The following is a 25406-nucleotide window of genomic DNA, read 5'->3' on the forward strand; positions in this document are numbered from 1 at the left end:
TGGTTCGTGTGCTGTGATCAATGTTATTGATTTGAGGCCCTTATTCTAGCGGAGCACAGGCGCCCGACAACAGGGCGATTATGATGAATTGTGGCGTATTCCGTGCGGTCTGGCGCAAAGTTTGGATTAGATGATCGCCGGCTTCTGGGAGCGTGGGGAGCTCGCCAGGGTTGTTTTAGTTTACTAATCGTGCACAATTTAATTGGAGTAAATTAATGTTCGGCCAACTGCAAGGAGAGTTACGTGTCCGGATCCAGTATTTATGATTTCACCGTAAGTGATATTCAGGGAAATGAGAAAAGCATGGCGGATTATCGCGGAAAGGTGCTGCTCATCGTCAACACCGCCAGCAAGTGTGGCTTCACACCCCAGTTTGAGGGGCTCCAGGCTCTGTATTCGGATTTGCAGGAGAGGGGCCTTGAGGTTCTGGGTTTTCCCTGCAACCAGTTCATGAACCAAGACCCGGGTAACAACGAATCCATCAGCGAGTTTTGCAGCCTGAATTTTGGCGTGAACTTCCCGATGTTCAGCAAGATTGAGGTGAACGGTGATGGCGCCCACCCTCTGTATCAGTTCCTTAAAAAGGAAGCCAAGGGCCTGATGGGAACAGAGAAAGTAAAATGGAATTTCACCAAGTTCCTGGTTGGCCGTGACGGTGAGGTCATTCGTCGCTATCCGCCCACTACCAAGCCTGAAGACATTCGAGAAGATATCGAGAAGTTACTGTAAACATGGCTGAATCCGATAACCCCCTCGCGCTGGACAATCAGATCTGCTTCGCGTTGTATGCGGCTAATCGCGCAATGACGGCCCGCTATCGCCCATTGCTGGTGGAGCTGAATCTGACCTATCCCCAGTATCTGGTGATGCTGGTGCTATGGGAAGGTGAGGGCGCAGGTGATGTCATCCGGGTGTCTGATCTGGGGCATCGGTTGCGGTTGGATTCGGGCACGCTCACGCCCCTGCTCAAGCGGCTGGCAGACCGCGGGCTCATTGAGCGGCGGCGAAGCGAGCAGGATGAGCGGGTTGTGACGGTGTTGTTGACCGACCATGGCCGGGCGCTCAGGAATCAGGCGAAGTCCGTGCCCGAGCGACTAATGTGTGGTCTTGGCGTCGATGAAAACCGGCTCAAGGCCCTGCGGCAGGAGCTCAGGGATGTTCTGAAATCGCTGGAGACGCTGGCGCCCAGCGATTGACGATTTCCTGCAGCCGGGCGCGGTTGTAGGGCTTGGTCAGGTAGTCGTCCATGCCACAGGCCAGGCAGGCCTCTTTGTCGCCGTCCATGACATTGGCGGTTACCGCCACAATGGGCAGGTCTTTCCATTCTGGATTCTGTCGGATTTTTCGGGTGGCCTCATAGCCATCCATGACCGGCATCTGGCAATCCATCAGCACCAGGTCATACCGTTTTGCGTTGAGCGCATCGATCGCCTCCCGTCCATTCTGGGCTGGCACCACGCGGTGGCCGAGGCCCTTGAGTATGTTGGCGGCCACCAGCTGATTGACCCGGTTATCTTCCACCAGAAGGATGTCGAGCGACGGCGCGGCTGCCGGTGATTCCGCTTCACTGCTGCCGGGTTCATCGGGCTCATGCCAGGGCAGGCCTGTGGCGTGGCATAGGCAGCGCAAAAGCTCATCGCGGCGCAGAGGCAGGTTAAGGATGGCAGCATCAGCCAATACCGACGCATGTGTGCCGAGTCGGTCCGCCAATACCACCCCTTTACCTTTCCAGTGCTTGGCAATGGTCATACCGCCGGAATAGCCCTCGGCGATGAGGGCGATAAGCACCCCTTGTTTGGACTGACGAACATCCTGCACCGGAATACCCCAGGCTTGCAGTTGCCGTTCGATCGGGCGGCGGTGCGGGTTAGCTTCGGGGATCGCCAGAGTGACGCCGAGTTCGCGCAGTCTGGCGGCGCTGTCCGGTAGCTCGTGTGGCGTATGCGGTCCATGAATGGCCAGCGGCAGGCTGACCTGAAAGTGGGTGCCTTGCCCTTGCTGCGATTCAACCTGAATGCGCCCGTGCATACGTTCGACCAACTGCTGGCACAAAGTCAGCCCGAGTCCGGTGCCACCGTATAGGCGGGTGGTTTCTGCATCGGCCTGGGAAAAGGCTGAAAAGATCCGGTCAAGACTGTCTTCCGAAATGCCAATTCCCGTATCCCGAATGTCCAGGGTCAGGCTGCCCCTGGCGTGGCTGGCCTGAATCTGAACCGAGCCCTGGTCGGTAAACTTGACCGCATTGTTGAGCAGATTATTGAGTACCTGACGGACCCGTGTTGGGTCTCCGATCAGGTGTTCTGGCAGGTTGGGATCGATACTGCACACCAGCTCAATCTGCTTCTCATGTGCTTGTTGGGCGTGCAGCGCCGCCGCTTCCTCGATGAGGCCGCGGGGGCTGAACGGTATGTTCTCCAGGTTGAGTTTGCCCGCTTCCACCTTGGATATATCGAGAATGTCATTGAGCAGCGACAGCAGGCTTTCGCCGGCGGTTAAGGCAATATCCAACCGCTCTCGCTGGCCGGCTTCGAGGTCGCCTTTGAGGGTAAGTGCCAGCATGCCGAGCAGACCGTTCAGTGGCGTGCGGATCTCGTGACTCATGTTGGCGAGAAAGTTGGCCCGGGCCCGAGCCCGTTGCACGGCGTCTTCCTTGGCCTTCACGAGAGCGCGGTTGCCACGTTGCAGGGCCTCGTTTTTCTCGGAAATTTCCCGGGTGCGGTCCCGGACCTCGTGCTCAAGCTCGTTCGAGTAGTCCTTCATGACGATTTCCGCCGTCCGCAACTGGGCCAGGCTTGAGTCGATCGCGTCCAGGTGCTGATTGATGATGTCCACCAGGGTGCCAATTTCGTCCTCTTCGTGGCCTTTAGGCACTGGCAGTCGGGTTCTCTCCGGCGAGTCGGTATCGACCTTGCTCAGGACGCCAATGACGTTGAGCAGCGGTCGTGTGAGGACTAAAAAGAAGATGGCCAGCAAGGCGGCAGAAAGCGCGAGACTTTTCAGCAATCCGCTGATGAGCGTATAAGTGGCGCGCTCAAGAAACTGGATGCCGTAGTGATAGGTGTCGATGGTGAGAATGAGTCGCCCGAGGTCCAGATCATCGTGTTGAGGCGTCAGCAGTTCCTGGCTGAACCCCCGGATGTCCTCGAACAGGAAATCGCTGGCCCAGCGGTAGGGCGAGTCGGGGCTGCTTCGGGTTGAAGCCGCCATCGTGAAGCCCTCGTTGTCGATGATGCGCGCATCGATGATCGCAGGGTGCTTGAGTAGGCCATCCAGCAGTTCGTTGGCCAGCGTGATGTCTATGTTGTAGGCGATCTGGGAAGCCGGGCTGATGCTGATGTCGATCAGGGCGTGGATTTCCTCCTCCATGGAGTCCCGCGCCTTGAAGTACTCGAGATTGATCTGAATGAGGTTCAGTATCAGGCCAAGGGCCATGGCGACCAGAACCGTGTCCCGGGTTAGACGGTGTGACAGATGTTGCTTGAATCCCTTGATCACCGCACTACTCAGCCCCTGGTTGGCAACAGCTCAAAGGTGCTTCAGCTGTCGTAATCGGCTCGCTTCTTCCACTCGTTGTCGTGGAGGAAGTTATCCCACTCTCGATCCAGCTTGGCCTGCAGTTCCGAGTTGGCGGTTTCTTTGCCCTCGGCGTTCAGCGACTCCAGCTCCTTGATGCGGGTCCGGAAGCTCTTGATGGCGCGCAGGGCCCTGGGGTTGTCACGGGATTTACCCAGCTCGGTGCTGGCCAGATGGTAGGCGTGGATCGCCTTGCGGATCTGGTTTTGTTTGACGAAATCCCTGGCCTGAAACACGTGCAGGTCGGCATGGGTTTTGTGGACCAGGAACAAAACGTACTTCAGGTTTTTCTTCGCCGTTGCGGAATCAATCTGGCCACTCTTGTGTGTGCTCTCAATGAGGTTGAACAGGTTCTGTAGAAGCTCTTTCACCTGGCTCGCCCGTTCCGGAGAGTCGATCTTGACCGGTTTGCGATGGTCCTCGTTTTCAAGGACCTGATGCTTTAGCCGCAGGGTCGACTCAAGCCACCGTTGCACCGGCAGATCGGATTTCAGACCACCGAGCTGCCTGCAGGCGTATTCCATCTGATTGACCAGAATCAGCTTGAGATCCGTGTTGAGATACTGTCCCGGGATTTCGGCCAGCAGGCGATGCGCCCGGTTGTAGGCGTTTTCGTGGGCGGTGATTTTTCTGGCCCGCTCGATTCGGGCGCGCTCGCGCATTTGAGCGATGACAATAATAACAATGGATGCGGTAACCACTGCGGCAAGGATGAATACGATGGTTGTTGTGCTCATCGGTCAGTCACAAACTCCGGACTCAGAAAAATAGCGGGTGCCCATCATGGCCTTGAGGGTACCGATAGTATTCAGTAACTGGCTCAAAGGCTATCAGAAATGCCGGCCTGAATCTGTTTGGAATTGTCATTTCCACGCATGGTTATTGATGTTGTGAATTGGGAGTCTTGTGTATATTGGTCGGGTGAATAGTGTTTGGGCCAGGCGCCGGTTATTGGCGGCCCTCGAAGCGGAGTAGTGAATGGATCTTTCCCGAGTCGATCTGAACCTGCTGGTTTATCTGGATGTGCTTTTGAGGGAGCGCAACGTCACCAAGGCCGCGAATCATCTGGGCATAACCCAGCCAGCGATGAGCAATGGTCTGAGGCGGTTGCGGGACCTGTTCGGCGATCCCTTGCTGGTGCGCACGAGCGAGGGGATGACGGCCACAGAGCGGGGCCGGGAACTGCAGCCGGCGGTGCGTGGTATTCTGTCGGATATTGAGCAGGCGGTGCAGGAGAAAACGCCTTTTTCCGCCCAGAACAGCCATCGGGTGTTCCGGATCATGGCCAGTGATTACGCTGAGTCTTGCCTGATGCCGCGGGTGCTGCGCCGGATTCGCCAGGAGGCCCCCCATGTAACGCTGGATGTCCTGACGCCGAGCGACGTGAGTTTTCTGGATGTCGAACAGGGCCGGCTGGACATGGCGATTAACCGGTTCGACAAAATTCCCCAGTCATTTCATCAGAAAATCCTCTGGACCGAATATTTCGCTTGCCTGATGAGCGCGCGGAATCCGGTGGCGACACAGCCATTCACCCTAGACACCTATCTGGACGCCAGTCATATCTGGGTCAGTAAAACCGGTTTCGGGGTTGGGGTCGGGGTGAACCCGAAAGACGTTCAGAGGTTAGGCTGGGTGGATGAGGCCTTGGCCCGCATGGGGCGTAAACGGCAGATTTCGGTGTTTACCCGGCATTACCAGGTAGCGATGTTGCTTGCCGAACAGCACGATCTGATTGCGACCCTGCCGTCCCGTGCGGCTTGGTTGCAGCGGGATAACAAGGATCTGGTGATGAAGGTGCCGCCATTTGAAATCCCGCCCTTTGAGCTCAAGATGGCCTGGAGCCCATTGCTGCAACACAACACGGATCATCAATGGTTGCGCAAGCTGATCGTTGAAGTTGCCGAAGAGGTGGATGCGGAGTTTGTGCCCTTTGGTGCGCAATTTGAATCCAGTGACGTGGCTACCTATCACTCAGAGCGGTAGCTCCCTCAATTCCAGCGAAGTGCGGCCGGTATCCCACATCCTCTGAAAGCGTTCCGATAGCAGCTTGACGCGCCCCCCGTCCGCAAACTTGGCAAAGCCCTGGGGGTTGTAAAAATCATGCCGGTACACCACGCCTTCCCGGTCGGCGAGCAGAAACGGTTGTTCCTCCGCCGGGTAGTCTTCGCTGGCCAGTCGCAGTTCGATTTTGCTGGGCAGCCGTCGCATCAGTTCCACCAGTCGGTGGCGGCGTTTCACCAACGGCTTGTCATCGTGAATCAGCAGCCGGACCTCACTCTGGCGGTGACGCCGTGCCAACGATGACACCAGCTCACGAAACCGGAAGCGATCGTACAGATCGTGCTCGAGGAAACGGTCATAAAGCCAGATTCGTTGCCGGGCCTGGCCGGCCACGGAATCCATCAGGCTGATCATGTCGTGCTCATCGGAAAACAGCCAGCTCTGGTCGTCCCTGCCAAGCACCTGAGGGTTTCTGCGCTCCGCCAGTGCCTTGATGACCATATCCGGCGACAGGCAGCGCATATCCGCGTGGGGAATGCCGGCATCATCGTAAAGATCAGAGCAGACATGGAAGCCCGAGCGCTGGTAAAAAGGGATGGCGTATTCCTGGGCGGAAAGCATGATCTGATCGTGAGAGCTGGCAGCGTCGGTCATGACGTGTCGCAAGAGGGCCTCGCCAATACCCTGGTCGCGGAAGTCAGGAAGAATCGCCATCCTGCCAATGTGAGCCGTTTCACCCAAGGTTCCGAACAGACGGGCCACGCCGACAGGGGTGTTATCCGGCATGACGGCCAGGTAGTGATCGGCGATCTCGTCGGTATCGTCCCACTCGAGTTCCGGCGGGACGTCTTGCTCCTGGATAAATACCTGCTCACGGATGTCCCGGATGTGTCCCGGAGCCAGTTGCCAGCTGTACTTCCTGAACTTGACCTTCATGCTGCCTGCTTATTCGAAATATAAAGAGCCCTGATTGTACAGGGTGCAAAGCAGTCCCTGCAGTGCCTCGTCTCCGGCAAAAGAGGCAAGCCGCGACATGTCTGGCCGGGACCCGGCGCATAGCACGGGCGCAAGCGGCCGCGCGTCGCCACGCAACAGGTATTGTTCGCCATCCACGAACAGCGCGGTTTCGTCGTCCAGGTCGTGGTAGGCAAACCGCGATCCTTCATTCCAGCGAAGTGGCTGCTGATCCTGAATCAACGCCGCCAGTTGGTCTGGCTTCAGGGGCTCTTCCGTCGGAACCACAATGTCCATGTTTTTTGGAGCGGTGGTGTACTGGCCAAACCAGAGGGACAGCTGGCGACGGTCGCTGAGCTGCTGCCGCAGGATGGTTTCCAGCTTGTCGATGACGCCCGGGCCAATGGAGCCCGGGTTATCTTGTACCTGAAGGTCAGGATCGGCCAGGTGGGCGTCGGCGCCTGACTGATTGCAGAGATAATCGGTGTATCCGGTCAGGATGTCGTCCACCGTGGGTGCGCGGAAGCCAACGGACAGGGTGATGCAGTCGTCTTCCGCCACTCCGTGATGCCCAACTCCGGGTGGCAGGTACAGCATGTCCCCCGGCTCAAGCGTGACGGTTTCCTGGCCTTCCCAGCTGCTGAGAATCCGCAGCGGGGTGCCTTCAACCCGGGGCGAGGTATGATCGCAGTGGCCGCCAAAGGTCCAGCGGCGATGGCCCTGTGCCTGCAGCAGAAAGACATCGTACTGATCGTAATGGGGGCCGACACTGCCGCCCTTGGGCGCGTAACTGGCCATGATGTCGTCCAGGCGCCAGTTGGGAACGAAGCGGAAATTCTCCAGCAGATCGGCGATATCGGGGACCCAGTGATCCAGACCCTGGATCAACAGTGTCCAGTCCTGCTCCGGCAGCTGGCTGAAACGATCTGCAGTGAAGGGGCCGTTGTGGAGCTGCCAGGGCTTTCCCTTGTCGTTCTCTATCACGATGCGGGATTCCACGCCTTCCTCGCAGGCAAGACCGGCCAGTTCATCGGCGCTCACCGGACACTCCAGGCCGGGAAATGCCTGACGGATAACCAGAGGTTTCTTCTGCCAGTAGTCGCGCAGAAATTCCGAAGCTGTAAGTCCGCCAAGCATGTTCATGGGTGTGTCCCCGACATCAGATGTTGTTTGCCTGATCGATGGCATTGCCAATGTAATTGCCTGGTGTAAGAGCCATCAGGTCCTGTTTCGCGGCCTCCGGAATATCCAGTGTCTCAACGAAGTCGCGAATGAGTTCCGGTGTCATGGCTTTGCCGCGGGTCAGTGCCTTGAGTTTTTCGTAAGGCTTCTCGATATTGTAGCGGCGCATCACGGTCTGGATCGGTTCTGCCAGAACTTCCCATGCCTGATTCAGGTCTTCGTCGAGGCGAGCCGGGTTGATTTCGAGCTTGCCGAGCCCTTTCAGTGTGGCCTCGTAGGCAATAAGGCTGTGGGCGAAACCTACCCCGAGGTTGCGCAGCACGGTGGAATCGGTGAGATCACGCTGCCAGCGGGAAATGGGAAGCTTTGCCGACAGATGGCTGAACAGAGCGTTGGCAATGCCCAGGTTACCCTCGGAGTTCTCGAAGTCGATCGGGTTTACCTTATGGGGCATGGTGGACGATCCCACTTCACCTTCTACGGTCTTCTGCTTGAAGTAGCCAAGGGAAATGTAGCCCCAGATATCCCGGTCCAGGTCGATCAGGATGGTGTTGAAGCGAGCAATGGCATCGTAGAGTTCGGCGATATAGTCGTGCGGCTCGATCTGGGTGGTGTAGGCGTTCCAGTCCAGGCCCAGACTTTCGACAAACTCCCGGGCGTTGGTTGCCCAGTCAATCTGGGGGTAGGCCGACAGGTGGGCGTTGTAGTTGCCCACGGCACCGTTTATCTTGCCCAGCAACTCGATAGCGCGGATTTGCTTCACCTGACGCTGCAGGCGGAAAACCACGTTGGCCAGCTCCTTGCCCACCGTGGTGGGTGAGGCCGTTTGACCGTGCGTGCGGGACAGCATGGGCTGCTGTGCGTGCGCCTTGGCCAGGTCAGCCAGTTTATCGACGACACGAACCATTGCCGGCAACAGACCCTCGTCCAGGCCTTCGCGCAGCATCAGAGCGTGAGAGAGGTTGTTGATGTCTTCCGAGGTGCAGGCAAAGTGGACAAACTCGGTGATGGCCTGAAGCTCAGGCACGCCGGCAATTTTTTCCTTGATAAAGTACTCGACTGCTTTGACGTCGTGATTGGTGGTGCGCTCGATTTCCTTGATGCGCTCGGCGTCGTCCAGGCTGAACTGGCTGACCAGCTGATCGAGAAATGCCGAGGCGTCTGCAGAAAGCGCGGGCACCTCCGCAATCTGCGGGTGTGCGGCCAGCTTCTGGAGCCAGCGGATTTCGACGGTTACCCGGTTCCTGATCAGCCCATATTCGCTGAAAATGTTGCGGAAGACGCTGACTTTGCTGCCATAACGTCCATCCACCGGGGAAATGGCGGTCAGTGCGGTGAGTTCCATCGAAAACCTCTCGTATCGTCAAAGAATCGGGCCAAAAAAATCGGGGGCCACATGATACACCAGCTAGGCGTCCGATTCAGTCCCGCGAGGGTGAGCTTTAGGCGTTGGCTTTGCTGGCCAGGGCTTTTGCTTGCCGGACAACTTTGCCGCGGGAAAAGATGAGTTGCCAGCGACGCCCTCCAGTCTGCCGCCAGAGCACCGCAGAGCGAATGCCGGCCAGTAACAGCGCGCGAACCTTGTTGGCAATCTCGTCCTGCTGAAGCAAGGTGGGGTTGCCGGTTACCTGAATGCGCAGATTGAAGGTGCTGATTGTGTCGGAGTAGATCGAAGCAAGGTTGCTGATCAGGTTGCTGTGAGTGTAACCAAAATGGCTGGCGGTATGGCGGGCCTGATCAATTCGACTGCCAATGACATCCAGCATGTCGCTGCGCCGGTTCAGCATGGATTCGAGCTGAATCAGATTCAGCGCGTATCGCAGGACGTTGGCATCCCGCTGGCTGCCCGTCCGGCTGAGCACCGAGGCGAGAACGCTGAGACCATTCTGGATGTCAGCCAGTTCGCCACCGTAGACATCCAGCGCGGATGCGGGATCCGTCGCAAACAGCGAGCGTACGCAGGTTTCCAGGGCTTCCTCAGGGCACTCGCCCTGGGTGGCCACTTGATGCACAAGGTTGGCAGCCTGAAAAATACCTGCCAGAGCAAATACCTTGTCGCTGGAAGCTTGGCTCATGCCCCGGTTTCCTCTGATGCAAGGGATTGCAGGCCGGCAGGCTCGGCTTCGTCGTCGCGCCATGTGTACTCAATAACGCCCCCGCCAAGGCAGATGTCACCGTCGTAAAAAACCACCGACTGGCCGGGCGTTACAGCACGCTGGGCTTCGTCAAAGACAACTTTCACGCCATGCGGAAAGACTTCAACGGTGCAGTCCTGGTCCGGCTGGCGGTAGCGTGTTTTGGCTGTGCAGCGGAATGTTGTGGCGGGCGGTTTTCCAGCCACCCAATCGATGGGGCCGGACAGGAGCCCGCGGGAAAACAGCAGCGGGTGTTGCTTGCCCTGAACGGCAACAAGCACGTTTCGGCTCAGGTCTTTCTGTGCGACATACCAGGGGTCGTCGCTGAAGTTGCTCAAGCCTCCGATACCCAAACCCTGACGCTGGCCAATGGTGTGGTACATGAGCCCCTGGTGCTTGCCAATGACCTGTCCGTCCGGCGTTTCAATGTTACCCGGTTGAGCGGGCAAATACTGGCTCAGAAAGTCCTTGAACTTGCGCTCGCCAATGAAACAGATGCCGGTGGAGTCCTTTTTGTCGTAGGTGACAAACCCCTGTTCTTCAGCGATACGACGAACTTCGGGTTTCTCCAGTTCGCCAACGGGGAAAAGCGTTCGTGCGATCCGTTCGCCGGATACCGCGTGCAGGAAATAGCTTTGATCCTTGTTTCCATCGAGCCCCTTCAAGAGCAGCGCGGGGTCGGATGGGGTCTTGCCCGGGCGTCTGCGCGTGTAGTGACCAGTGGCAATATAATCGGCGCCCAGGGTTGTGGCGTAGTCCAAAAAAGCCCGGAACTTGACCTCCTTGTTGCACAGAATGTCCGGATTGGGAGTGCGGCCGGCTCTGTACTCGGACAAGAAATGCTCGAATACCCGATCCCAGTATTCGTCGGCAAAACTGGCGGTATGGAGCCTAATACCGATGGCATCAGCAACGGCCTGCGCGTCAGCAAGGTCGGTCATCGCCGTGCAGTACTCGGTACCGTCGTCTTCGTCCCAGTTCTTCATGAACAGGCCTTCAACGTTATAGCCCTGATCCTTCAGCAGCCACGCCGCGACGGAGGAATCGACACCACCGGACATGCCGACGATGACTCGAGTATTTTCTGGGAGAGATGCGTTAGCTACGTTATCCATGACTGCTTCAATTTGCCGTAAAAGCCCAGAATCATAGCATTTCGTGCCCGTTACGTCTGTTCATCAACGACCACATCAAGCGGGAAGCGCCGGCCCTTTCGGTAATCTTCTATACATTGGAGCACCATCGGGCTCCGCAAGCGGTCGCCAAGGCTGCGCACCGACTCCAGGTCGAGCCAGTGGGCCGCAATGATGCCGGTATCCAACTCGTCGGTTTCCTGCGTCAGGGCACGTGCGGAATAGCAGAAACGGTAGTAGGTTGCTCCGTTTGCGGGTGCTTTATAGGTATAAACGCCCAAAAAGTACTCAGGCTCAACCCGCCAGCCGGTTTCCTCGAGGGTTTCGCGGCGAACTGCATCCAGCACCGCCTCGTCTTCTTCGATGTGCCCGGCCGGCTGATTAAAGACAACCTTTCCATTGCTTATTTCTTCCACGAGCAAGAAGCGTCCCTGGTCGTCCTCAATAATCACGGCCACCGTTGCGTGGGGTTTCCAAGTCATCGCTTCGGCCATCTCCTTGACGATTTCATTGAATTTTTGGGGGATGCGCGGCGACGCTGGGGAGTTGTCTCAGGAAGGTGGACCTGGGTAACTTTGTATTCGCCGGGTGCCATCCCGTTGATGTTCCAATCGCCAATTTGATAGCGAATCAGTCGCAGAGTAGGGAAACTCACTGCGGCTGTCATCCGTCGAACCTGCCGATTCCGGCCTTCCGTAATTGTCATTTGCAGCCAACTCGTCGGTACTGAAGCGCGGAAACGCACCGGAGGCACACGCTCCCAGATCTGGGGGGGAGTTATTCGATTGACCTGTGCCGGAGATGTCATGCCGTCTTTCAACTGGACGCCTTTTTCGAGCTGGCTTATCGCTGCGTCCGTGATATCGCCCTCTACCTGAACCCAATAGGTTTTGGGCATCTTCTGAGTGGGCGAAGCAATGCGATGCTGGAGATCGCCGTTGTCGGTCAGTAGCAGCAGACCTTCCGAATCGTAATCAAGGCGCCCCGCAGGATAAACATGAGGAACAGTAATCCAGTCGGCGAGGGTTGCTCTGGTGGGTGACCTTTGAGCATCGGCCTGTTGATCTGTGAACTGGCTGAGCACTCGAAAGGGTTTGTTGAACAAAATCAGTTTTGCCATTCCTGTGGGTTGTCCCGGGCGTTTGGATTTTGGGTCGCAAGGGTACGCAATGGAATGGTTCAGGCAAACCATAAATAAGCATTTCGCCAAGCAATCCTGCCGAGTTGGTGGCACTTGGTGCGCGGCGACGAACGTTCGTGCGAACACAGCCACAACCGACCCACCGGTGGGTGGGCAGGTGTCTTAACGGCGATGGAGCAGAAATCAGGCGTTTGCGGCGTGGGAAGAATATCCTTCGCTATCCGAGTCCTGCGATGCTGACGCGTTTTCACCATCCTCGGACTGCTTCTGTGCAGCCTCGTCTGGAACGATGTTGATCGCGTGAACACCTTTGTCGCTTGGCTTTTTATCAAAGGTGACGGCTTGGCCGGCCTTCAGTGTCTTGTATCCTTCCATCTGCACTGAAGAAAAATGGGCAAACAGGTCGTCACTGCAGCCATCCTCAATAATGAAACCGTAACCCTTGGCATTGTTGAACCATTTGACCTTGCCTTTAGGCATGATGAACTCCCCTGTTCATGTGCTGTCTTATTATTACTGTTTTCATGGCTCCGCCGGAGCCAATTGACGTGGATTTGTTAACGCTACTGAAACCGAACTTTACAATTTTTAACAATATAGCCTAACTTTCGACCAAACTCGGCGCCGAGTCAATATTTCCGTCCCGAGAATGTGTGGTTCTCTACGGTCCGGAACCGGTATGATGCTCGTATCAATAGCTAACTCACGCCCGGCGCAGGAAAGACTTGAAATCCGGGTATCTGCCAACCACCTTCTTGTATCAAGGGCTTTGAAAAAGACCGGTAACAAATGATGCGGACTATCGAAGATTCTCTACTAGTATTGAATCAAAGGGAGGATGATCAGCCAGGGCGTCAGGAAGACCTGACGGTTGTGCCCGAAAAGCCCGCCTTGAAGCGACCAGCGAGATATCGAGTGGTGCTTCTGAATGACGATTACACACCGATGGATTTTGTTGTTGAAGTTCTCATGAAATTCTTCGCAATGAATGAGGAGAAAGCGACACAGGTGATGTTACTCGTACATACTCAGGGCAAAGCCGTGTGTGGTGTTTACACCCGTGATATCGCTGAAACCAAGGCGGCCCAGGTGAACCAGTATTCCTCGGAATGCGAGCATCCGCTCCTTTGCGAGATTGAACGTGCGGACTGACAGACGTTGGGGTGGCCCATGCTGAGCAAAGATCTAGAAATAACGCTTAACACCGCTTTTAAAAGTGCCCGTGACAAGCGCCACGAATTTATGACCGTGGAGCACCTGTTACTGGCACTTCTGGATAACGATTCTGCGGTGGGCGTTCTGAAGGCCTGCGGGGCCGACCTCCAGCGGCTGCAGGACGAACTGGTAGAGTTTGTTGACTCAACCACACCATTGATTCCAAGCACTGACAGTGAGCGGGAAACCCAGCCGACACTCGGCTTCCAGCGGGTTCTCCAGCGCGCGGTCTTCCATGTCCAGTCTTCTGGTAAGAAAGAGGTGACCGGCGCCAATGTGCTGGTGGCGATCTTTAGTGAGCAGGAGAGCCAAGCGGTCTATGTTCTGAAAAAACAGAACATTGCCCGGATTGATGTGGTTAATTTCGTGTCTCACGGTATTTCCCGCGTTCAGGGTGCTGAGGAGCAGGATGGCCACGATCAGGTATCTCCGGACGAACCGGGTGAAGAGGGTGGTCATTCCAAGCCGTTGGAAAGCTACGCGACCAATCTGAACGAGCAGGCGCGTCAGGGACGCATCGACCCGCTGATTGGACGTGAGCACGAAGTGGAGCGCGTCGTTCAGATTCTTGTGCGCCGGCGAAAAAACAACCCACTGTTGGTGGGTGAGGCTGGCGTAGGTAAAACGGCCATTGCCGAAGGCTTGGCCAAGCGAATCGTTGACGGCCAGGTGCCTGAGATCATCTCCGACGCCGTGGTGTACTCTCTGGATTTGGGGGCTTTGCTGGCTGGCACCAAATATCGCGGTGATTTCGAGAAGCGCCTGAAAGGGTTATTGGCCGAGTTGAAGAAAGAGGCCCACGCAATACTCTTTATTGACGAGATTCATACCATCATTGGTGCGGGCTCCGCATCCGGTGGCGTAATGGACGCGTCAAATCTGCTCAAGCCAATGCTGAGTTCCGGAGAAATCCGTTGCATTGGTTCAACCACCTTCCAGGAATTTCGTGGCATTTTCGAGAAAGACAGTGCGCTGGCGCGTCGATTCCAGAAAATCGACGTCAACGAGCCGAGTGTTGATGACACTTACAAGATACTCAAAGGGCTCAAGCCGAACTTTGAGAAACACCACGAACTGACGTACACCGACGAAGCCCTGCGCGTAGCGGCAGAGTTGGCCGACCGCTATATCACGGATCGTCATTTGCCCGATAAAGCTATTGATGTGATCGATGAAGCCGGTGCTCGCCAGCGGCTCCAGCCCGAGGATAAGCGGAAAAAGGTGGTGGAAATTGGCGACATCGAGGATGTCGTGGCCAATATCGCCCGGATTCCGCCGAAGAACGTGTCTACCAGTGACAAAGACCTGCTCCGCAATCTGGAGCGGGATCTGAAGATGGTGGTCTTTGGTCAGGATCCTGCCATTGAGTCACTGGCCACTGCCATCAAGCTTGCGCGGGCTGGTCTGAAGGCACCGGAAAAGCCGGAGGGCGCTTTCCTGTTTGCAGGGCCCACGGGTGTTGGTAAAACCGAGGTTACTAAGCAGCTTGCCAAGGTACTGGGTATTGAACTGGTGCGGTTCGATATGTCCGAGTATATGGAGCGGCATACTGTATCTCGTCTCATTGGGGCTCCTCCCGGCTATGTGGGTTATGACCAGGGTGGCCTGCTGACAGAGGCGGTGAATAAGCACCCGCACTGTGTGCTTCTTCTGGATGAGATTGAAAAAGCGCATCCGGAGGTCTTCAATCTGCTGCTGCAGGTGATGGATCATGGAACACTTACCGATAACAACGGTCGCAAGGCTGATTTCCGGCACGTCATTCTGGTTATGACCACGAATGCCGGTGCAGAGAGCATGGCGCGCCGCTCCATTGGCTTCAATGAGCAGGATCACAGCACCGATGGCATGGAGATTATCAGTAAGACCTTCACGCCCGAGTTCCGTAACCGGTTGGACGGCATCATCCAGTTTGCCGACCTGCAAAAAGAAACCATCACGCATGTGGTGGATAAGTTCCTCACCGAACTGCAGGCTCAGCTGGACGAGAAGCATGTTGTTCTGCACGTGGAAGATGCGGCCAAACAGTGGCTTGCAGAGAAGGGCTACGACGTAACCATGGGTGCCCGCCCAATGTCGCGCCTGATTCAGGATAAGATCAAGCGCCCGCTTGCTGAGCAGATTTTGTTCGGTCGCCTATCTGAAAATGGCGGCGATGTGTTTGTTCATCTGCGGGATGATGATCTGGTTTTTGAATACGAGGATGAGCCTGCAGAGGTTCTGTAATTTGGGTAGCGGCCCATAACGCGGAAAAGCCACACCTGAGGGGTGTGGCTTTTTTTTGCCTGAGCTTTGTTGCCCCTGGGTCTGGGGTTGAGCACTTGGCGCTGACGTCAGATGGTTTTCAGTCTGTTCATTGGCGCCGTGCGAGCGCATTCTCGGGCGGAATGGCATCCCAGGCTAATGAAGGATGGAGCGTTAAGGGGAGTAAGCAGAGTTGCTGTCTGCCATGAAAAAAGTCCCGAATTCCGGGACTTTTACAGATGTCTTCGACAACTCAGCGGGCGCGGTAAACGATTCGGCCCTTGCTCAGGTCGTAAGGGGTAAGCTCGACCTTTACCTTGTCGCCGGTGAGGATGCGAATGTAGTTTTTCCGCATCTTGCCCGAAATGTGTGCAGTCACCACGTGACCGTTGCTGAGCTCAACACGGAACATGGTATTGGGAAGGGTGTCGATAATAACGCCTTCCATTTCAATGACATCTGATTTCGCCATTAAGTAGAAACCTCGCTTGGGGTGTTTCCTGTGATTTTAAATTGCGCAATTCTGCCTGAATTGCTGCCATTTGGCAAAAATCAGTTTGGGTTCATCCTCTGCCAGTGGCCGTTACGAAGCAACTCGATGGGTTGGAAGCGGGTCTTGTAATTCATTTTACGGCATTCTTTAATCCAGTAACCCAGGTACAGATGCGCAAGGCCGCGCCGGGCCGCGTCTTCGATCTGCCAAAGGATCGCGAAGGTGCCCAGACTGCGGTGTTCCAGTTCCGGCTTAAATACGGTGTAGATCGCTGACAGCCCATCGTCCAGCACATCAACTGCAGCCAGCGCCACTAATTCATTGCCTAGCCGGATCTCCAGGAACCAGGAGTCGGTGGCTCCGTCCACCAGAAACGAGTTGAACTGCTCCCGGGAGGGAGGATACATGTCGCCGTCACTGTGGCGCTGGCTGATGTATTCGGCGTACAGCTCGTAATACTGTTCACTGAATTGGGCAGGCACCAGTGTGCAGCTGAGGTCCTGGTTTTTCTTCAGGATACGTTTCTGGCTCCGGTCTGGCTGAAACTGGTTGATCTTGAGTCGAACCGGTATGCACGCGTTGCACTGCTCGCAGTGGGGACGATAATAATGTGAGCCGCTGCGGCGAAAGCCAAGGGCTGTCAGTTGGCTGTATAGTTTTTTGTCGATTCGCGCCCTCGGATCCACAAACATGGTCGTTGCTTCGCGGTCTGTGAGGTAGCTGCAGTCGTGTGGTGGCGTGGCGAAAAAAACCAGCGTTCTCAAGTTGCTCATTCACACCTCCGGCGCTGACCACCGCCAGCGGAGCTCCCAATCCTGTTGGCTAGGTGGCTGATCTACACAATCCCGGAGTATAGATAAAAACTCGCGGCGGGGAATGCTTCTGGCACCCATTGTCAGCAGGTGAGGGCTTTCAACCTGACAGTCCATCAACTGGTAATTCCACTCCCGTAACTGGTTGGCCAAATGAACCATGATTGCTTTGGATGCGTTGGTTTCCAGTGAGAACATGGACTCACCGAAAAAACATTGCCCGATGGCCAGGCCGTACATGCCTCCGGCGAGCTCTCCCTCCGGGTTCCAGGCCTCGATGGAGTGGGCGATACCTTGGTGATGCAGTTCCGAATAGCTTTCGATCATGTCCTCGGTAATCCATGTGCCCTCTGCCCGGGTCGTGGCGCAAAGGCGGATGATGCGGCCAAATGCCTTGTTCGAGGTGATACGAAAGTATTGCTGGTTCAGGGTACGTCGCAGGCTTCGGGATACATGAACTTCTTCGGGAATGAGCACGCAACGGGGGTTGGGGGACCACCATAAAATAGGCTGGTCATCGCTGTACCAGGGGAAGATGCCGTTTCGATAGGCGAGCAGGATTCTGTCGGTGGACAGGTCACCGCCAAGAGCGAGAAGTCCATCCGGGTCGTCGAGCGCCTCCTCAGCAGGGGGGAACCAGAGCTGGTCCGGATCAAGCCAGGGTAGAGAAGTCATCCTGTTCCATAACTTGGTAAGGGACTTGTGATCCTGATGCCTCCGTCGGGAAAACAGCTCGCAACCTCCGATGGCTGCCTTGCTGGCTTTGGCGCATTGCCAAGGCCGCGAGCTGTGACTGTGCTGCAGGTTATTGATTCGCCTGCGTCAGTTTGGTTCAGTCCTGTTCGTCCAGGAATTTTTCGGCATCCAGTGCGGCCATGCAGCCAAATCCGGCTGATGTGACGGCCTGCCGGTAAACCTGATCGGCCACATCGCCCGCTGCGAACACACCGGGAACGCTGCTCTCGGTAGCCATGCCTTGCAGACCCGATCGGATCTGGATGTAACCGTTTTTCATCTCCAGCTGACCTTCGAACAGGTCGGTGTTCGGCTTGTGGCCAATGGCGATAAAAACACCTGCAAGGTCCAGGTCTTGAGTTGTGCCGTCTTTGGTGCTCTTGATCCGCATGCCGGTTACGCCCGTTCCGTCACCAAGCACCTCGTCCAGGGTGTGGTCCCAGACAATGTTGACGTTGCCGTTTTCGGCCTTGTCGAATAACTTGTCCTGCAGAATCTTTTCGGCGCGCAGGCTGTCGCGGCGGTGAACCAGGGTGACTTCCTCGGCGATGTTGGCCAGGTAAAGTGCTTCTTCAACCGCGGTATTGCCGCCGCCGATCACGGCCACTTTTTTCTTGCGATAGAAAAAACCGTCACAGGTGGCGCAGGCGGAAACGCCCTGGCCCTTGAACTTTTCTTCCGACTCCAGGCCCAGGTACATGGCTGAGGCACCGGTGGCGATAATCAGTGCATCACAGGTGTATTCGCCACCGTCACCTTTGAGGCGGAAGGGGCGGTTGTGCAGATCAGCTTCGTTGATGGTGTCGTAAACAATTTTGGTCTCGAAGCGTTCAGCGTGCTTCTGCATCCTCTGCATCAGTTCTGGGCCCTGAACGCCGTCGTTGTCGCCGGGCCAGTTGTCTACATCGGTGGTGGTGGTGAGCTGACCGCCAACTTCGATACCGGTGATGAGGGTCGGGTTAAGGTTGGCCCGCGCAGCGTAGACAGCCGCCGTGTAACCGGCAGGCCCGGAGCCCAGAATGATCAGTCGGGAGTGTTGGGTTTCGCTCATGTGTCTTTCTTCCTTCGAACTGTGCGACGCTGGGGGCTTGATATCCCAGTCTGCGAATAAACCGCAGAAGGCTACCATGAAAGCCTATCTGTGCCATTCGTTTTGGTTAATTCTCTGTATAAATGTTCGCTATTTACTGAAGCACCGAAACCGAGCTCAGCAGCTGCCGAACCCGCTCCGCGCCTTTGCCTGACTGGCCCTGCTCGAGGCGGTGTTCTGCGACCGAGGGTAACACTGCCTGAATGTCGTCGGGAAGCGCATGATGCCGGCCGTGCATCATCGCCCAGGACTTGGCGGCTCTGAGCAGGCCCAGCCCTGCCCGGGGCGACAGGCCATACATAACACCGGGCATTCGGCGGCTCTGCTCCAGCAAGCGCTGGACATAATCGAGCAGGGCTGGGCTTGCGGACACCCGCTCGACCGCTTCCTGCAAGCTGGTCAGTTCCTTCTGCGGGAGGATCGACGCCAGCTTTTCGGTCATGGCGCGTCGGTCCTCGCCTTCCAGCAATTCTCGCTCGGCTTGTGGATCCGGGTAGCCGAGGCGAAGCCGCATCAGGAATCGGTCGAGTTGTGACTCCGGCAGTGGGTAAGTGCCGCCCTGCTCAATCGGGTTCTGGGTGGCGATGACAAAAAACGGATGGGGCAGTGGGCGGGTTTCGCCCTCAATTGAAACCTGTCGCTCTTCCATGGCTTCGAGAAGGGCGCTTTGGGTGCGCGGTGACGCGCGGTTGATCTCATCGGCAAGAACGACCTGCGCAAAAATGGGCCCGGGATGGAATACCAGGCTGCCGGCTTCCTTGTCGAACATGGAATAGCCAAGCACATCGGCCGGGAGCAGGTCGTTGGTAAACTGGATGCGCTGGTAGCTCAACCCCATGATTCGGGCAAGGGCGTGCGACAGGGTGGTCTTGCCCATGCCGGGTATATCTTCAATCAGCAAGTGTCCCCTGGCCAGCAGGCAGCAGACAGCCAGCCTTACCTGCTGTTCCTTGCCGAGAAGGATCTGGTTCAGTTCGCGGACAACGGAATCGACCAGTTGCTTCATGGTTAAGTCAGTCTCTCACTCGTTTTAACAGGTCGCGGTAGGCGTCGATGCGGCGGTCTCTCAGGTAAGGCCATATACGCCTGACCGACTCGGTTCGTGTTCGATCGAGCGTGGCGCTGATTACGCTGTCGCCGGTATTGTCAGCGCGGGCCAGAAACTCACCCTGTGGGCCGCAAATGAAACTGTTTCCCCAGAACCTGATGCCCTCACTGTGGCCAGAAGGGTCGGGCTCGCTTCCGACCCGGTTGGGTGCTATGACTGGCAAATTGTTTGCGACCGCGTGGCCGCGTTGGACGGTGATCCAGGCATCCAGTTGGCGCGCCTGCTCCTCCCGGCTATCGGTCACGTCCCAGCCAATTGCTGTGGGATAGATCAGTATTTCCGCACCGGCCAGCGCCATCAGCCTCGCGGCTTCGGGATACCACTGATCCCAGCAAACCAGAACGCCCAGCTTGCCGACCGAGGTCTGGATTGGGCTGAAACCGCTACTGCCATTGTTGAACTCGGCATCGCCCGGGGTGAAGTAGAATTTTTCATAGAAGCCCGGGTCATCGGGTATGTGCATCTTGCGGTAGAGTCCGGCGATCGAGCCGTCTTTTTCAAAGACAACGGCGGTGTTGTGGTATACGCCATTCATCCGCCGTTCAAAGATGGAACCCACGAGAACGATGTTCAGTTCCCGGGCTAAATCGCCCAGTCGTTCGCTGGTCGGGCCGGGAATGGGTTCCGCCAGTTCGAAAACGGAGGTGTCTTCAGTCTGGCAGAAATAAGACGTGGCGTGCAGTTCCTGCAGTACCACCAGCTCGGCGCCATCCGAGGCGGCCTGCCGCACCAGTGTTTCGCTTTTTGCGAGGCTTGTTTCCTTGTCGTCGCTGCAGGATTGCTGGATGGCAGCGAGCTTCAGAAAGTTCTGGGTCATCGTTCGACAACTCCGGCGGGAAGCTGCATGGTGACACAGTGCAGGCTTCCGTGTTGATGAATGAGGGCTCGGCAATCGATGGGTATGATTTCCCGGTCGGGAAATATTTCCGTCAGCACCGCAATGGCTTCTTCGTCTTGTGGAACGCCGTAAGTCGGCAGGAGCACGGCTCCGTTCACAATGAGGAAGTTGGCGTAAGTGGCCGGGAGGCGTTCGCCATCGTCGTCGTAAATCGGATCAGGCCAGGGCAGCGGGGTTAGCCGGTAGGGTTTCCCGTTGCTTTGACGAAACTCCTGGAGTTCTTCTTCCATGGCGGCCAGCGCACTGTAATGCTCATCGGCGACGTCGTGGCATGCGACGTAGCATATATGATCGGGCGCGCAAAAACGGGCCAGAGTATCTATGTGGCTGTCGGTGTCATCCCCGGCGAGGTAGCCGTGATTAAGCCAGAGAATCCGGTCCGCGCCCAGGGTGTTGGCGAGAAGTTTCTCGATGTCTGTCCGGTCGCAGGACGGATTCCGGCTGGGCGTCAGCAGGCATTCGCTAGTCGTCAGCAGGGTTCCGCGCCCGTCGGATTCGATGGACCCACCTTCGAGGATGAAATCGATGGGCTCAATCGGTACGGAACCAAAGGCACCAGCCTCGCTCAACCGCCGATTCAGTTCGTTATCTTTCTGCCAGTGGAATTTTCCGCCCCACGCGTTGAAACCGAAGTCCAGTAGTTGGACCTGGCTATCCGTTTTAACGGTGAGTGGTCCGTGGTCCCGCGCCCAGGTGTCGTCAGCTGGCGCAACAACGCCGATCACGCGGCCCGGCAGGCCATGTTCCTGCGCGTGGTCAGTGAGCCGTTGCGCTTCACGATGCAGGCACGCCTCGTCTTCACAGCTGATGATCAGGTGTTCGAATCGAATGACGGCTCTGGCGATCGCTCGAAAGACCGGCTCGACCTCCGGGAGGCAATCCGCCCAGTCAGTACCGGAGTGGGGCCAGGTGAGCATCACCGCGCTTTGCGGTGCCCATTCAGCCGGTAGTGTGCGTCTGAAAGTCACTGTACATGCACCTTTCTTGTTTTACTGGCCGCTAATCTGCCAAAGTCTTCGATAGAGCGTTCCATCCCTAAGGTATACGAATCGTCTGGTGATGTATTGCCGGACGTTAGCGGTTGGGTTTCAGTACAGAATGAAGTACGCGGTCGTGCTCGAAATAGACGACAAAATTCTGATAGTGCCACTGGCTGATGGGCGGTTCTCCCACCGGACCCTGAATTTGCAGGGGAGATCCCCACTGTGCACGCACGGACGCCTGGGTCATGCCTGTCGACGGGGTGCTGATGCCAGAGCGGTCTGCCTGGGTGCCCACCGGAACCGTCACTTGTTCCGCCACAGCGCTGCCAGCCGGAGCCAATGTCAGTGCGGCGGCTAAGGCCAGTGAACTCAGCAGGATTTTGTTTTTCTTCATTACTACGCTCCATTAATACAGGGTTCTGCCTGCCTGGACACCGCAGGCAGATATGGAAAATGCTAATATCTTAAAACCTCTGGTAAAAGTCACCAGCTTTCCTAAGTTTAATCGTTTTGCCTTTGTTGAATTTGCCAGCGCATGACGTGTCTTGCAATCTGCTGACGGTCACCGTCTGTAATCTGGCTGAAATGAACATGCACTCGAGTGCCACCGGCCTGATCTGGAACGGTTTCCAGGACCTCGGCGATTGCTCGGGGCTGATAGAGATGGGTTGACAAGGTCATCTGAATGGCCAGGTTGTCACCCGGCTGCCACACCGGGGTGGCGGTAGAGAAGGCCAGCCCACCCTCGCTCAGAGTCACTTCCTGCCAGTCCTCCGGTTGCAACGGATTTTGCACACAGGCCATAATGCGCTCCAGCGTGTCCAGCTTGCCGTTCAATGACTTGATTAATCCAGCCAGGGCTCTGTCCCGCTCCGCAAGCACGGTAAGTTGGGAGCGGACTTCCAGGTCCAGACGACGGAACTCGGTTTTCAGAACGTCGAATTGATCGCTGCCGAAGGCGTCATTCAAACCGATGTCCGCAGATGGGAGCTTGTTGAGTTCCAGTCCGATGCGATCATTGATCCGGTAATAGTCCCTGCGTTCGGGGACGCTTTGCTCTGGTTCGGGATGAGAGCTGTTGGAAGGCATCCTGACTCCGGGGTTGGGTTTTTGTTGTCAGAAAAAGTTTATCAGTTTCCCAGGCTGCCTGAAGGCAGCGGGGAATAACAGCCACGACAGATCTGAAGGTAGCGTAGGCGCCTCTCCATATGTTCAGACCCTTATCGTTTTACATTGGTTTGCGGTACACCGCGGCCAAGCGTCGTAATCACTTCATTTCCTTTATATCACTTACCTCCATGATTGGCCTGACGCTGGGCGTCGCCGTGCTGATAATTGTGCTCTCCGTCATGAATGGGTTTGATCGGGAACTCAAGCAGCGAATCCTCGGCATGGTGCCCCATGCGGTCATTGAGGGGGCGGGACCCCTTGACGACTGGGAGTCGATTGATCGGGAAGTTCAGCAACATCCCCGGGTTCTGGCAGCCGCCCCGTTCATCAAGGGGCAGGGTATGGTGACCGGCGGAGGGAATGTCCGGGGCGTTTTGCTCAATGGTGTGCTGCCCAGTGAGGAAAAGACGGTTTCGATCCTCGAAGACCACATGGTCGAAGGGAGCCTGGACAATCTGAAGTCCGGCGAGTTCGGCATTATTATTGGCCGGCTTATGGCGGCAAGCCTGCGCTTGAAGGTGGGGGACCGGGTCACCGTCGTTCTGCCCGAGGCGTCGGTTACTCCGGCCGGCGTTCTGCCACGGCTGAAACGGTTCACTGTGAAAGGTATTTTCAGTGTGGGGGCCGAGTTGGATGGCAACTACACCATCGTTCACATGGACGATGCCTCCAAACTGATGCGCACGGGCGGCAAGGCCATGGGCGTTCGGCTGCTGGTGGATGATTTGTTTGCGGCGCCAAGGGTCGTCGAGCAGACCGCCCGTACGCTGGATGGTCGTTATTACATCTCCGATTGGACCCGCACGCATGGCAACCTGTTCCAGGCCATCCGGATGGAGAAAACCATGATCGGCCTGCTGCTGATGTTCATTGTTGCTGTCGCTGCGTTTAACATCGTTTCCACGCTGGTCATGGTCGTGACCGATAAGACCGCCGATATTGCGATCCTTCGGACTATGGGGGCGACACCGGGCCGTATCATGCGGATCTTCATTGTTCAGGGAGCGGTGATTGGTATTTTCGGAACGCTCGTGGGAACCGCTCTGGGTGTCCTTGGCGCCCTGAATATCAGTGACTTTATCTCCTGGCTGGAAGCGGTGCTTGGCCACCAGTTCCTGAGTGCAGACGTTTACTTCATCAGTTACCTGCCGTCTCAGCTTCAGTGGGAGGATGTACTGATCATCAGTGGTTCCGGCCTTGTTATGAGCTTGCTGGCAACGGTTTACCCGGCCTGGCGTGCGTCCAGAGTCGATCCGGCGGAGGCACTGCGGTATGAGTGAGAGTAAGACAGCTATGGAGAATCCATCCACCGTCATCGACTGTCGGCAGGTAACTCGCACCTACAGCGAGGGGCCCGGGTCGTTGACGATCTTTTCTGATATTTCCTTGCAGGTTACCAAGGGTGAAACCGTCGCGATTGTTGGCAGCAGCGGGGCGGGCAAAACCACCTTGCTGAACCTGCTGGGAGGTCTCGACCGGCCATCCTCTGGCCATATCCTGATTTGTGGTCAGGACATTCACGGCATGTCCGAGGCGGGGCGGGCGCGTTTTCGAAACGGACATCTGGGCTTTGTGTACCAGTTTCACCATCTGCTGCCAGAATTCACTGCCGTTGAGAACGTCATGATGCCCTGTGCCCTGGGCGGTCTGTCGGTCCGTGCTGCCCGACAAAAGGCTGTGGCGTTGCTGGAGCGTGTCGGCCTGGGTGGCCGGCTGGAGCACAAACCGGGTGAATTGTCGGGCGGAGAACGTCAGCGTGTGGCGATCGCCCGGGCCCTGGTCAACGAGCCGGATTGCGTATTGATGGATGAGCCCACTGGGAACCTGGACGAGCAGACCGCCAGAGGTGTCCGGGAGCTGATTGAATCACTGCGGGACCAGTTGGCGATCTCGTTTGTAATGGTGACCCATGATATGGATATGGCGCGGAGTCTGGGCCGCGTGCTGAGGCTGGAGCAGGGTACCCTGGTTCAGGAAGTCTGATCGGCAGGCTGGCCGCGCTTCAATCGGCTTAGCTGTCTGAGTCGCCAGCTGGAGCGGACTTTACGGCGCCACAGGTACTGAATGCTCAGGTAGGCGACGCAGGCTGACACGGTTGCAACGATCAGTGACCCCAGAAATAGCGGGATTCCGATGTCCAGTAGCCGTTCGCTGATCCACTGCCAGGTGAGCTCGAGTTCAAAGTTCAGCACCGGTCGGTCCAAGATCCATGCGCCCACTTTATAGTTGAAGTAGAACATGGGTGGCATGGTGATCGGGTTACTGATCCAGACCAGCATGACCGACAGCGGCAGGTTGGCGTTGAACCAGATCGCGAAGAACGCGGCGGCCACCATCTGAAAGGGCATGGGGATAAAGCAAAACCAGATGCCGACCAGAAAGGCCCTCGCGACGCTGTGTCGATTGATGTGCCAGAGGTTTGGTTCATGCAGGATATCGCCCAGAAAGTGCAGGGACTTCATGGCCTTAACCCTTTCAGGGGTTGGCAGATATCGTTTCATGAACTTCTTCGGCATCGGAAGCTCTGCGTGTCTTG

Annotated in this window: 27 protein-coding genes; 7 read left to right on the forward strand and 20 right to left on the reverse strand. The window is 56.7% G+C overall.

Annotated elements, in window-relative coordinates:
• The first annotated feature begins 303 nt into the window (after positions 1–303).
• Both LPB19_RS10220 and LPB19_RS10225 read left to right on the forward strand, forming a co-directional pair.
• Entirely contained in the window at positions 304–729 is a 426-nt protein-coding gene (locus LPB19_RS10220) for a glutathione peroxidase (protein ID WP_266097062.1), read from the forward strand.
• Positions 730–731: 2 nt separating this feature from the next.
• The gene (locus tag LPB19_RS10225) at positions 732–1196 is read left to right on the forward strand and encodes a MarR family winged helix-turn-helix transcriptional regulator (protein WP_206642816.1); all 465 of its coding nucleotides are present in this window, start codon (positions 732–734) and stop codon (positions 1194–1196) included.
• On the opposite strand, the gene LPB19_RS10230 is transcribed toward LPB19_RS10225, so the two are convergent.
• Complete coding sequence (locus tag LPB19_RS10230) at positions 1150–3495, reverse strand: ATP-binding protein (protein ID WP_228289086.1); 2346 nt, start codon at positions 3493–3495, stop codon at positions 1150–1152. The two genes, LPB19_RS10225 and LPB19_RS10230, sit on opposite strands and share 47 nt — an antisense overlap.
• 41 nt (positions 3496–3536) lie before the next feature.
• Complete coding sequence (locus LPB19_RS10235; RefSeq protein WP_206642817.1) at positions 3537–4310, reverse strand: hypothetical protein; 774 nt, start codon at positions 4308–4310, stop codon at positions 3537–3539.
• A 241-nt stretch (positions 4311–4551) separates the two neighbouring features.
• On the opposite strand from LPB19_RS10235, the gene LPB19_RS10240 reads away from it, so the two are divergent.
• Positions 4552–5559, forward strand: a complete 1008-nt coding sequence (locus LPB19_RS10240; RefSeq protein ID WP_206642818.1) for a LysR family transcriptional regulator — start codon at positions 4552–4554, stop codon at positions 5557–5559.
• Here LPB19_RS10240 and LPB19_RS10245 read toward each other — a convergent pair.
• From LPB19_RS10245 to LPB19_RS17175, 8 genes are all read right to left on the reverse strand, one after another.
• Positions 5548–6513 (reverse strand): GNAT family N-acetyltransferase, encoded by a 966-nt coding sequence (locus LPB19_RS10245; protein ID WP_206642819.1) that lies wholly within the window; start codon positions 6511–6513, stop codon positions 5548–5550. The two genes, LPB19_RS10240 and LPB19_RS10245, sit on opposite strands and share 12 nt — an antisense overlap.
• A gap of 9 nt (positions 6514–6522) precedes the next feature.
• Positions 6523–7674 carry a cupin domain-containing protein gene (locus LPB19_RS10250; protein WP_206642820.1) on the reverse strand — a complete coding sequence of 384 codons (1152 nt, stop codon included), beginning with the start codon at positions 7672–7674 and terminating at the stop codon, positions 6523–6525.
• Positions 7675–7690: 16 nt separating this feature from the next.
• Complete coding sequence (purB, locus tag LPB19_RS10255; protein WP_206642821.1) at positions 7691–9058, reverse strand: adenylosuccinate lyase; 1368 nt, start codon at positions 9056–9058, stop codon at positions 7691–7693.
• Positions 9059–9155: 97 nt separating this feature from the next.
• Positions 9156–9788: a high frequency lysogenization protein HflD gene (gene hflD / locus LPB19_RS10260; protein ID WP_206642822.1), complete on the reverse strand. Its 633-nt coding sequence runs from the start codon at positions 9786–9788 to the stop codon at positions 9156–9158.
• Complete coding sequence (mnmA, locus tag LPB19_RS10265) at positions 9785–10963, reverse strand: tRNA 2-thiouridine(34) synthase MnmA (RefSeq protein ID WP_206642823.1); 1179 nt, start codon at positions 10961–10963, stop codon at positions 9785–9787. Before mnmA ends, hflD begins: the two co-directional genes overlap by 4 nt.
• A 50-nt stretch (positions 10964–11013) precedes the next feature.
• Entirely contained in the window at positions 11014–11463 is a 450-nt protein-coding gene (locus LPB19_RS10270) for an NUDIX hydrolase (RefSeq protein ID WP_206642824.1), read from the reverse strand.
• Positions 11460–12101, reverse strand: coding sequence for a pseudouridine synthase (locus tag LPB19_RS10275; RefSeq protein WP_206642825.1), 642 nt, complete (start codon positions 12099–12101; stop codon positions 11460–11462). Before LPB19_RS10275 ends, LPB19_RS10270 begins: the two co-directional genes overlap by 4 nt.
• 204 nt (positions 12102–12305) lie before the next feature.
• Positions 12306–12602 carry a cold shock domain-containing protein gene (locus LPB19_RS17175; protein WP_206642826.1) on the reverse strand — a complete coding sequence of 99 codons (297 nt, stop codon included), beginning with the start codon at positions 12600–12602 and terminating at the stop codon, positions 12306–12308.
• Between the two features lie 312 nt (positions 12603–12914).
• Here LPB19_RS17175 and clpS point away from each other — a divergent pair, with 312 nt between their 5' ends.
• A complete protein-coding gene (gene clpS, locus LPB19_RS10285; RefSeq protein WP_206645763.1) occupies positions 12915–13274 on the forward strand; it encodes an ATP-dependent Clp protease adapter ClpS in 360 nt (119 codons plus the stop codon).
• An 18-nt stretch (positions 13275–13292) separates the two neighbouring features.
• Entirely contained in the window at positions 13293–15563 is a 2271-nt protein-coding gene (gene clpA, locus LPB19_RS10290) for an ATP-dependent Clp protease ATP-binding subunit ClpA (protein ID WP_206642827.1), read from the forward strand.
• A gap of 271 nt (positions 15564–15834) precedes the next feature.
• Here clpA and infA read toward each other — a convergent pair whose 3' ends face one another.
• The 9 genes from infA to LPB19_RS10335 form a co-directional block, all read right to left on the reverse strand.
• Positions 15835–16053, reverse strand: coding sequence for a translation initiation factor IF-1 (gene infA / locus LPB19_RS10295; RefSeq protein WP_014421226.1), 219 nt, complete (start codon positions 16051–16053; stop codon positions 15835–15837).
• A gap of 80 nt (positions 16054–16133) precedes the next feature.
• Complete coding sequence (locus LPB19_RS10300; RefSeq protein WP_206642828.1) at positions 16134–16847, reverse strand: arginyltransferase; 714 nt, start codon at positions 16845–16847, stop codon at positions 16134–16136.
• Entirely contained in the window at positions 16848–17561 is a 714-nt protein-coding gene (gene aat / locus LPB19_RS10305) for a leucyl/phenylalanyl-tRNA--protein transferase (protein WP_206642829.1), read from the reverse strand.
• Positions 17562–17718: 157 nt separating this feature from the next.
• Positions 17719–18672: a thioredoxin-disulfide reductase gene (gene trxB, locus LPB19_RS10310; RefSeq protein ID WP_206642830.1), complete on the reverse strand. Its 954-nt coding sequence runs from the start codon at positions 18670–18672 to the stop codon at positions 17719–17721.
• Positions 18673–18805: 133 nt separating this feature from the next.
• Positions 18806–19717: an AAA family ATPase gene (locus LPB19_RS10315; RefSeq protein WP_206642831.1), complete on the reverse strand. Its 912-nt coding sequence runs from the start codon at positions 19715–19717 to the stop codon at positions 18806–18808.
• Positions 19718–19724: 7 nt separating this feature from the next.
• Positions 19725–20636, reverse strand: a complete 912-nt coding sequence (locus LPB19_RS10320) for a carbon-nitrogen hydrolase (protein WP_323127884.1) — start codon at positions 20634–20636, stop codon at positions 19725–19727.
• A complete protein-coding gene (locus LPB19_RS10325) occupies positions 20633–21634 on the reverse strand; it encodes an agmatine deiminase family protein (protein WP_266097063.1) in 1002 nt (333 codons plus the stop codon). Before LPB19_RS10325 ends, LPB19_RS10320 begins: the two co-directional genes overlap by 4 nt.
• Before the next feature lie 157 nt (positions 21635–21791).
• Positions 21792–22094 carry a hypothetical protein gene (locus tag LPB19_RS10330; RefSeq protein ID WP_206642833.1) on the reverse strand — a complete coding sequence of 101 codons (303 nt, stop codon included), beginning with the start codon at positions 22092–22094 and terminating at the stop codon, positions 21792–21794.
• Positions 22095–22201: 107 nt separating this feature from the next.
• Positions 22202–22789 carry a PilZ domain-containing protein gene (locus LPB19_RS10335; protein ID WP_206642834.1) on the reverse strand — a complete coding sequence of 196 codons (588 nt, stop codon included), beginning with the start codon at positions 22787–22789 and terminating at the stop codon, positions 22202–22204.
• 119 nt (positions 22790–22908) lie between these two features.
• Here LPB19_RS10335 and LPB19_RS10340 point away from each other — a divergent pair, with 119 nt between their 5' ends.
• On the forward strand, positions 22909–24150 hold the full coding sequence (locus LPB19_RS10340; RefSeq protein ID WP_206642835.1) for a lipoprotein-releasing ABC transporter permease subunit: 1242 nt from the start codon (positions 22909–22911) through the stop codon (positions 24148–24150).
• A complete protein-coding gene (locus LPB19_RS10345; protein ID WP_228289087.1) occupies positions 24143–24853 on the forward strand; it encodes an ABC transporter ATP-binding protein in 711 nt (236 codons plus the stop codon). Before LPB19_RS10340 ends, LPB19_RS10345 begins: the two co-directional genes overlap by 8 nt.
• Here LPB19_RS10345 and LPB19_RS10350 read toward each other — a convergent pair.
• Positions 24841–25386 carry a DUF2062 domain-containing protein gene (locus LPB19_RS10350; protein ID WP_206642836.1) on the reverse strand — a complete coding sequence of 182 codons (546 nt, stop codon included), beginning with the start codon at positions 25384–25386 and terminating at the stop codon, positions 24841–24843. The two genes, LPB19_RS10345 and LPB19_RS10350, sit on opposite strands and share 13 nt — an antisense overlap.
• Positions 25387–25406 lie beyond the last annotated feature (20 nt).

This window comes from Marinobacter salinisoli, from assembly GCF_017301335.1.
Lineage (GTDB): Bacteria > Pseudomonadota > Gammaproteobacteria > Pseudomonadales > Oleiphilaceae > Marinobacter > Marinobacter salinisoli.